The following is a 7,965-nucleotide window of genomic DNA, read 5'->3' on the forward strand; positions in this document are numbered from 1 at the left end:
CATACTCTCGGTACATGAGCGCATCGAACCCGACTTCTTCCGGCGGCCCGATCGTCGAGGGCCCGCTCGATCCCGAGCACGACGCCGCGGCGTCCCTGGCCCTCGAGCCTGACTACGTCGCCCGTCTGACCGGCCACCTCGTGGCCACCACAGGCGAGACGAACGAGGTCATCAGTCCGCTCAACGGGGCGCCGCTGGCGCACATCCCGCAGTCGAGCGACGACGACGTCGCCGCGGCCTTCGCCAAGGCCCGGGTGGCGCAGGAGAAGTGGGCCGCGACTTCGGTCGCCGAGCGCGAGCGCATCCTGATCAAGCTGCACGACCTCGTCCTCGACCGGCAGGACGAGATCCTCGACCTGATCGTGCTGGAGTCGGGCAAGGCCCGCAAGCACGCCTTCGACGAGCCGCTGCACATCGCGCTGACGGCGCGCTACTACGGGCGTAAGAGCAGCAAGATCCTCGACACCGAGCGCAAGCTCGGCGTCATCCCGGTGCTCACTCGGGTCGAGCTCAACCACGTCCCCAAGGGTGTCGTCGGCATCATCAGCCCGTGGAACTACCCGTTCACGATGGCGCTGTGCGACGGCCTGGCCGCGATCGCCGCCGGCAACGCGGTGGTCATCAAGCCCGACTCGCAGACCATGCTCAGCGCGCTCCTCGGCGCCGAGCTGCTGGCGGAGGCCGGGCTGCCGGAGAACCTGTGGACCGTCGTCGCCGGCCCGGGCTCGAAGATCGGCACCAGCATCATCCAGCGCGCCGACTACGTCTGCTTCACCGGCTCGACCAACACCGGCAAGATCGTCGCCAAGCAGGCGGCGGAGCGCCTGATCGGCGCCAGCCTCGAGCTCGGCGGCAAGAACCCCATGCTCGTCCTCAAGGACGCCGACATCGAGAAGGCCGCCGAGGGTGCGACCCGCGCGGTCTTCTCCAACTCCGGCCAGCTGTGCGTCAGCGTCGAGCGGCTCTTCGTCGACGACAAGGTCTACGACCGGTTCGTCGAGCGCTTCGTCGCCCGCACCCAGGCGATGACCCTCGGCGCCACCCTCGGGTGGGAGAACGACATGGGCACCCTGATCTCCCAGGCCCAGGTCGACACCGCGGCCGCCCACGTCGAGGACGCCGTCTCCAAGGGCGCCCGCGTGCTCGCCGGCGGCAAGGCCCGCCCCGACCTGGCGCCGTTCTTCTTCGAGCCGACCATCCTCGAGGGCGTCACCCCGGAGATGACCTGTTTCGGCAACGAGACCTTCGGTCCGGTCGTCTCCGTCTACCGCTTCCACAGCGAGGAGGAGGCGATCGAGCGCGCCAACGACGGCGAGTACGGCCTCAACGGCTCGATCTACAGCCGTGACACCTCGCGCGCCCGGCGCATCGCCCGGCAGATCAAGTGCGGCACCATCAACATCAACGAGGCCTTCGGCGCCACCTTCGCGAGCATCGACGCCCCGATGGGCGGCATGCGCGAGTCCGGCCAGGGCCGTCGCCAGGGTGTCGAGGGCATCCTGCGCTACACCGAGACCCAGTCCGTCGCCTCCCAGGCGATCCTGCGCTTCGCCCCGCAGTTCGGGATGAGCGACCAGGCCTACGCCAAGTTCATGACCGCCTCGCTGCGCGCCCTGAAGGCGCTGGGCCGCGCATGACCCACTACGACGTACTCGTCATCGGATCGGGCTTCGGTGGCTCGGTCAGCGCGCTGCGGCTGACCGAGAAGGGCTACTCCGTCGGAGTGGTCGAGGCCGGTCGCCGGTTCAGCGACGATGAGCTGCCCAACAACTCCTTCGACCTGCGCAAATACCTCTGGGCGCCGGCGATCGGCTGCTACGGGATCCAGCGCATCGACATGGTCAAGGACTGCGTGATCATGGCCGGTGCCGGGGTCGGGGGCGGCTCGCTGGTCTACGCCAACACCCTCTACGAGCCGCTCGACCCGTTCTTCGAGGACCCTTCCTGGAGCCACATCACCGACTGGAAGGACGAGCTCGCCCCCTACTACGAGCAGGCCAAGCGGATGCTCGGCGTCAACCTCTACCCCCACCTGACCCCCGCCGACGAGGTCATGCAGAAGGTCGCGGCCGAGGCCGGGCGCGGTGACACCTTCCACAAGGCGCCGGTAGGCGTCTTCTTCGGAGGCCCGGGCCAGGTGGAAGGGCAGGAGGTCGCGGACCCCTACTTCGGAGGAGAGGGCCCCGACCGGCGTACGTGCACGAACTGCGGCGAGTGCATGACCGGCTGTCGCCACAACGCGAAGAACACCTTGGTCAAGAACTACCTCTACCTGGCCGAGAAGAACGGCGCCGAGGTGCACCCGCTCACCACGGTGACCCGCGTCTACCCGGCCAGGACCGGAGGCGGGTACGTCATCGAGACCCGCTCCACCACGGCCAAGCTCGGCATCGGGCGCACCCGGAAGTTCACCGCCGACCAGGTGATCTTCTCGGCGGCCTCGCTCGGCACCCAGAAGCTGCTCCACAAGCTCAAGCGCACCGGCGATCTGGCGCAGATCTCCGACCGCCTGGGCGAGCTGACCCGCACCAACTCCGAGTCGATCCTGGGCGCGATCGCCCCGGACACGGCCGTCGACTACACCGAGGGCGTGGCGATCACCTCCTCGTGGCACCCCGACGAGCACACCCACATCGAGCCGGTCCGCTACGGGCACGGCAGCAACGCGATCGCGGCGATGCAGACGGTGCTCACCGAGGGCGGTCCCCATCGGCTCCGCCGCTGGCTCAAGGAGATGTGGCTGCAGCGGCGGTCGCTGCGTACGTTCTACGACTTCAAGCACTGGTCCGAGCGCACCGTCATCGCGCTGGTCATGCAGGCGCTCGACAACTCGATCACGACCTTCCCGAAGCGGACGATCTTCGGGTGGCGGATGTCGTCGAAGCAGGGCCACGGCAAGCCCAACCCGACCTGGATCCCCGCGGGCCTCGACGCCGTGCGGAAGATGGCCGGGGTGATGAGCTCGGGCGACAAGCCGGGGTATGCCGGCGGCACGATCGGGGAGCCGTTCAACAAGCCGATGACGGCCCACTTCATCGGTGGCTGCACCATCGGCGACTCGGTGGCCACTGGTGTGATCGACCCCTACCAGCGGCTCTACGGCCACGCCGGGCTGCACGTCGTCGACGGCTCCGCGATCTCCGCCAACCTGGGCGTGAACCCGTCGCTGACGATCACCGCGCAGGCCGAGCGGGCGATGGCGTTCTGGCCCAACAAGGACCAGGCCGACCCGCGGCCGGAGCTGGGTGCGGGCTACGCGCGCATCCAGCCCGTCAGGCCGGCCTCGCCCGCGGTGCCGGCGAGCGCGCCCGCAGCGCTGCAGCTGCCCATCGTTGATGTCCGTTGACCAACCTGTTGCCATGGTGACACGTCCTGTGCAGGAAGTTTTCTGGCAGGAAGTTTTTGGTTGACCCGTAACTGTGGTTAAGAGAGTTCGTTGGAGTGATCAGACCCGGGATTGCTCCCTCCCTAATACATGCCGGGTCTTACGTCCGGGACAGCTTTGCCTCGGGCAATCAGGGCCCGGCCACCTCCCTCCCCGGCCGGGCCCTGGTGCATTTCGCGGGCGGCGTACCCCGTCGTTAGGATTCGTGCATGATGCAGGCTCCTGGGGCGGAAGAGCACGATCTGGTTCTCGTGGTGGACTTCGGTGCGCAGTATGCGCAGCTGATCGCCCGCCGCGTACGTGAGGCGAAGGTCTACTCCGAGATCGTGCCGCACTCGATGCCGGTCGAGGAGATGCTGGCCAAGAATCCGAAGGCGATCATCCTCTCCGGCGGTCCCTCGAGCGTGTACGCCGACGGCGCACCCGCCATCGACAACAACCTGTTCACGGCGGGCACCCCGGTGTTCGGGATGTGCTACGGCTTCCAGCTGATGGCGCAGGGCCTGGGCGGGACCGTCGACGACAACGGCGCCCGGGAGTACGGGCGTACGCCGGTCACCGTCGGTGTTCCCGGCATGCTGCTCCGGGACATGCCGCCGGCCCACAACGTGTGGATGTCGCACGGCGACTCGGTCTCCGAGGCGCCCGAGGGTTTCACGGTGCTCGCGAGCACGGCCGACACCCCGGTGGCAGCCTTCGAGAACGTCGAGAAGCAGCTCGCGGGCGTGCAGTGGCACCCCGAGGTGCTCCACTCCGAGCACGGCCAGAAGGTGCTCGAGCACTTCCTGTGGGACATCGCCGGCGCGCGCCAGACCTGGACGATCGGCAACATCGCCGAGGACCAGATCGAGCGGGTCCGTGAGCAGATCGGTGACCACCGGGCCATCTGCGCGCTCTCGGGTGGTGTCGACTCCGCGGTCGCCGCGGCCATCGTCGCCAAGGCGATCGGCGACCGGCTGACCTGCGTCTACGTCGACCACGGCCTGATGCGGAAGAACGAGTCGGTCGCGATCGAGAAGGCCTTCCGGGAGTCGACCGGTGCCGAGCTGAAGATCGTCGACGCCGAGAAGGAGTTCCTCGACGCGCTCGCCGGGGTCACCGACCCGGAGGAGAAGCGCAAGATCATCGGCCGCGAGTTCATCCGCTGCTTCGAGCGCGCCGAGGTCGAGATCCTGGGCGACAGCGACGAGAAGGTCGCCTTCCTGGTCCAGGGCACGCTCTACCCTGACGTCGTCGAGTCCGGTGGCGGCGCCGGCACCTCCAACATCAAGTCCCACCACAACGTCGGCGGCCTCCCCGAGGACCTCGAGTTCGAGCTGGTCGAGCCGCTGCGTGAGCTCTTCAAGGACGAGGTGCGCGCCGTCGGCTCCCAGCTCGGCCTGCCCGACGAGATCGTCCAGCGCCAGCCGTTCCCCGGCCCCGGCCTCGGCATCCGCATCATCGGAGAGGTCACCAAGGAGCGGCTCGACATCCTGCGCGAGGCCGACGCGATCGCCCGCGAGGAGATGACCCTCGCCGGTCTCGACCGCGACATCTGGCAGATGCCCGTCGTGCTGCTCGCCGACGTCCGCTCGGTCGGTGTCCAGGGTGACGGCCGCACCTACGGCCACCCCGTCGTGCTCCGCCCGGTCACCTCCGAGGACGCGATGACCGCCGACTGGGCCCGGCTTCCCTACGAGGTCATGGAGCGCATCTCCACCCGGATCACCAACGAGGTGAGCGAGATCAACCGGGTCACCGTCGACATCACCTCGAAGCCCCCGGGCACCATCGAGTGGGAATAAAGCCGCAGCGGTGTAAGCGCGAAGCGCGCACACCGCGTCGCGGCTTTAGATCGAGCAGCCCCGCTACCGCGAGCTTGCGAGCGGTAGCGACGGGCGTGTCGAGATCGAGCTTCGAGGAGACGCCGACTCCGTGGACAATGGCGGCATGACGCAGCCCGATCTCGCTGATCGACTCCTCGACGCACATGTCGCCCACGAGATGGCGGCGCTGCGCGGCGTACGCTTCCTCGATCTCGTCACCGGCGAGATCGACTTCGCGCTGCGTGCGTCCAGTGGGCTGACGCTCGACCAGGTGATGCCGCGCGACCTGATCAAGGAGGTCGCGCTGAAGTACGTCAGCACCTTCCGGCTCCCGGGCGCGATCCCGGAGGTCGCCGGGGCGCTCGCGACGCGGCTGAAGGCGCACCCCGCCAACGACACCCAGCTGGGCAAGGTGGTCAGCCGGCCGCGGATCGACGAGCTGGTCGAGGCCATCGTCGAGATGCGTACGCTGCGCCAGCAGGTCCTGCGCAGTCTGGCCGAGAACTCCGGGATCCAGGCTGGCGTCGGCACCTTGGTGCGCGGCACCGCCCGGGGTGCCGTCGACACCGGCCGCCGGCTCGCCGACAACCTTCCGGGCGGCGCGCTCGGCTTCTCGATCGCCGAGCGGGTCGCGGGCCGGATGGCGGACACGGTGAAGGGCACCCCGGTCGGTGCGGCCGTCGACCAGAGCGCCCGCGAGCTCGCGGAGCGCGGCGCCGGAGCACTGCTCGGCTACCTCTCCGACACCGCGGCCAGCTCGGTCACCGACGAAGAAGTCCATGACGCGCTGCTCGAGGTCTGGGATGCGCTGGCGACCCGGCCGGTGCGCGAGCTCGCCGACCTGATCGACGACGAGCAGCTGGTCGCGCTCTTCGTCGGGCTCTACCAGGTCTGGCTCGACATCCGGGACTCCGAGTATCTGCAGGCCCTGGTCGACACGGGTGTCGACTTCTTCTTCGACACCTACGGGAGCTTCACCCTCGACCGGCTCCTGGAGGAGTGGGGTCTGGGCCGCGACGACCTGGTCGAGGAGGCCCTCCGGTTCGGCCCGCCGGTGATCGAGGCGCTCGCCGAGGCCGGCGTCCTCGAGCAGCTGATCCGTCGCCGGCTCTCGAGCTTCTACGACTCACCGGAGGCTCGGGCTCTCCTGGGGTGACGGCCGGCGCAGCACTTTCCCGCCGTGGCGGGAAAGTGCGGCGGCTGCGAGGAGTTCACGGCGGCTCGGGCGGGTACCGGGGCGGTGAACGAGCACGAAGGAGGCACGAGATGGCCGAGACGATTGTCGACGACAGGCTCTGGGAGAACTTCCACCGCGCGGTGAACATGACCTCGCTCGACCTGCGGAAGTGGCTCGCCGTGCAGGGCGCGGGGGAGACGGCCGAGACCGAACCGGACCGGGCCGGCAGCGCACTCGGCCACCGGGTGGCAGCCATCCTCGCCAAGCGCCGCGCCGACGTCACCGCTGACGACGTGGACGTGATGCAGCGAGTCGTCGACAAGGTCACCGACCTGCGCGGCGGGGACACCGGACAGTGGGAGCCGACCGCGGGCGACGCGCACTGGCGGCGCCGGCTGATGAACGTCGGCCACGATCCGCTGGGCTCGTGAGCGCTGCGGAATGGGTGCCGGAGTCGCCTAGCCTGGCCGAGCTGCGCAGCGCCGTCCAGGACTGCCGTGGCTGCGAGCTCTATCGCGACGCCACCCAAGGGGTGATGGGTGAAGGACCCACGCCGGCCCCGTTGATGCTGCTCGGTGAGCAGCCCGGTGACCGTGAAGACCGTGAGGGTGAGCCGTTCGTCGGCCCGGCTGGCGGCATCCTCCACGAGGCGCTCGCCGACGCCGGGATCGAGCCGGAGGCGACGTACACGACGAACGTCGTCAAGCACTTCCGCCACCGTCTCTCGGACAAGCGCCGCATCCACCAGTCACCCACGAGCAAGCAGGTCGGCGCCTGCGCTCCGTGGCTGGCGGCCGAGCTCGACCTGGTACGTCCCGCCGGCATCGTCCTGCTCGGCGGCACCGCCGGCAAGGCGCTGTACGGCTCGTCCTTCCGCGTCGGCGAGGCACGCGGCCACCTCCTCGAGTGGCCCGAGGCCATCGCCACGAAGACCCTCGACCCCTGGGTTCTCGCCACGACCCACCCCTCCGCCATCCTCAGGGCGGAGGACGAGAGGCAGGCGACGTACGACGGTCTGGTCGCCGATCTGCGGGTTGCTGCCGCTGCTCTGAAGAAAAAGTGAAAGGCGATGTCGAGATCGCCGGTGCACGCTCGACGCGTGGGTACGAGCATCACCACCCACCTCTGAGGAGATCGAGATGAGCACCAACGCACAACGAGCCGGCTGGGTCATCACCGTCCTGGTCACCCTGTTCCTTGGCTTCGACATCGTCACCCACCTGCTACGGGTCGAGCCCGTCATGGACTTCAACGACAAGATCGGCGCACCGGGCTGGTTCCCCGTCGTCTGCGGCGCCGTCCTCGGCCTCTCGCTGGTCGCGTACCACGTCCCGGCCACCCGGGCGATGGGTACGGTCCTGATCACCGCCTACCTGGGTGGCGCGGTCACGGTGAATCTGGTCTTCGGGCAGCCCGCCTTCAACACCGTCTTCGCCATCGCCACCGCGGTCCTCGTCTGGGCCGGCGCCTGGCCGCGCGACGAGCGCCTGCGCGGCCTGGTCACCGCCTGATTCCCCGCCGAGTCGGCGCCGCCGGCCACACATAACCCCCCACGCGGGCCCGGGTTACGAGCCCCCCAGGCGCGGGGGTTTGTGACG

7 protein-coding genes are annotated in these 7,965 nt (G+C 69.1%); all 7 read left to right on the plus strand.

The window, feature by feature from the left end; genetic code table 11:
- The first annotated feature begins 14 nt into the window (after positions 1–14).
- A complete protein-coding gene (locus ACFU7D_RS13780) occupies positions 15–1,637 on the plus strand; it encodes a succinic semialdehyde dehydrogenase (RefSeq protein ID WP_378730935.1) in 1,623 nt (540 codons plus the stop codon).
- Positions 1,634–3,346, plus strand: coding sequence for a GMC oxidoreductase (locus ACFU7D_RS13785; protein WP_378867862.1), 1,713 nt, complete (start codon positions 1,634–1,636; stop codon positions 3,344–3,346). Before ACFU7D_RS13780 ends, ACFU7D_RS13785 begins: the two co-directional genes overlap by 4 nt.
- 248 nt (positions 3,347–3,594) lie before the next feature.
- On the plus strand, positions 3,595–5,169 hold the full coding sequence (gene guaA / locus ACFU7D_RS13790) for a glutamine-hydrolyzing GMP synthase (protein WP_378867864.1): 1,575 nt from the start codon (positions 3,595–3,597) through the stop codon (positions 5,167–5,169).
- Between the two features lie 145 nt (positions 5,170–5,314).
- Positions 5,315–6,346 (plus strand): hypothetical protein, encoded by a 1,032-nt coding sequence (locus tag ACFU7D_RS13795; RefSeq protein ID WP_378867866.1) that lies wholly within the window; start codon positions 5,315–5,317, stop codon positions 6,344–6,346.
- A gap of 110 nt (positions 6,347–6,456) precedes the next feature.
- Positions 6,457–6,798, plus strand: coding sequence for a DUF3140 domain-containing protein (locus ACFU7D_RS13800; RefSeq protein ID WP_378867868.1), 342 nt, complete (start codon positions 6,457–6,459; stop codon positions 6,796–6,798).
- Positions 6,795–7,430 (plus strand): UdgX family uracil-DNA binding protein, encoded by a 636-nt coding sequence (locus ACFU7D_RS13805; RefSeq protein WP_378867870.1) that lies wholly within the window; start codon positions 6,795–6,797, stop codon positions 7,428–7,430. Before ACFU7D_RS13800 ends, ACFU7D_RS13805 begins: the two co-directional genes overlap by 4 nt.
- Positions 7,431–7,506: 76 nt before the next feature.
- A complete protein-coding gene (locus tag ACFU7D_RS13810; RefSeq protein ID WP_378730922.1) occupies positions 7,507–7,878 on the plus strand; it encodes a DoxX family protein in 372 nt (123 codons plus the stop codon).
- Positions 7,879–7,965 lie beyond the last annotated feature (87 nt).

Source organism: Nocardioides sp. NPDC057577 (assembly GCF_042801335.1).
Lineage (GTDB): Bacteria > Actinomycetota > Actinomycetes > Propionibacteriales > Nocardioidaceae > Nocardioides.